This window comes from Vibrio sp. 970 (genome assembly GCF_033339075.1).
Genome location: NZ_JAWOTW010000191.1, coordinates 1 through 747, shown reverse-complemented (window position 1 = coordinate 747; position 747 = coordinate 1). Strand labels below are relative to the sequence as shown.

Below are 747 nucleotides of genomic sequence, written 5' to 3'. Positions count from 1 at the left end.
GATTCTTGAAGATTGATGCCGATGAGCCTATTCCCGCATCAATCAAGTCAGTTATCAGCTAGTCATATTCAGACTAACTACTTAACGAACAATCAGACCCAGTAGGATACCAACGGCGCCGAAGTCTGCGTCACTAAAGGTCGTGTTAGCAAAGCCTAGGTCACCCAGTACTGGCATTAGGAATACTGGTAGGAAGGTAATCAGTAGACCTTGTGCAAACGCGCCTAGAATTGCGCCGCGACGACCACCTGTCGCGTTACCAAATACACCTGCCGCAGCACCCACAAAGAAGTGTGGAACGACACCTGGGATAATCACAGTAAGACCCATCACGTACAGCAGGAACATGCCCACTAGACCGGCTGCAAAGCTCGATAGGAAGCCCACCAATACCGCGTTTGGCGCGTATGGGAACACAACCGGACAATCCAGTGCAGGTTTTGCGTTTGGAACCAGTTTATCTGAGATGCCTTTAAATGCAGGAACGATTTCTGCGATAACCATACGTACACCTTGAAGGATAACGTACACACCACCGGCGAATGTGATGGATTGCATCAGCGCGAACATGAACCAGTGCTTACCACCGCTAACTTCGCGTACAAAGTCACCGCCAGCAAAGATACACGTCACCATAAAGATGATGCCCATGGTGAACGAGATTGCTACAGGCGTATCACGTAGGAACAACAAGCTCTTAGGTACGTTCATCTCTTCAGTAGAGTGTTCTTTGTTACCGAACTTGCT

The 747-nt window shown here is 48.9% G+C and carries 1 protein-coding gene; it reads right to left on the bottom strand.

Features of this window, described 5'->3' with window-relative positions; translation table 11 throughout:
* Positions 1 to 81: 81 nt before the first annotated feature.
* Positions 82 to 747 (bottom strand): PTS transporter subunit IIC (locus R7Q11_RS25615; protein WP_225466930.1); only part of this gene is annotated, 666 nt, incomplete at its 5' end.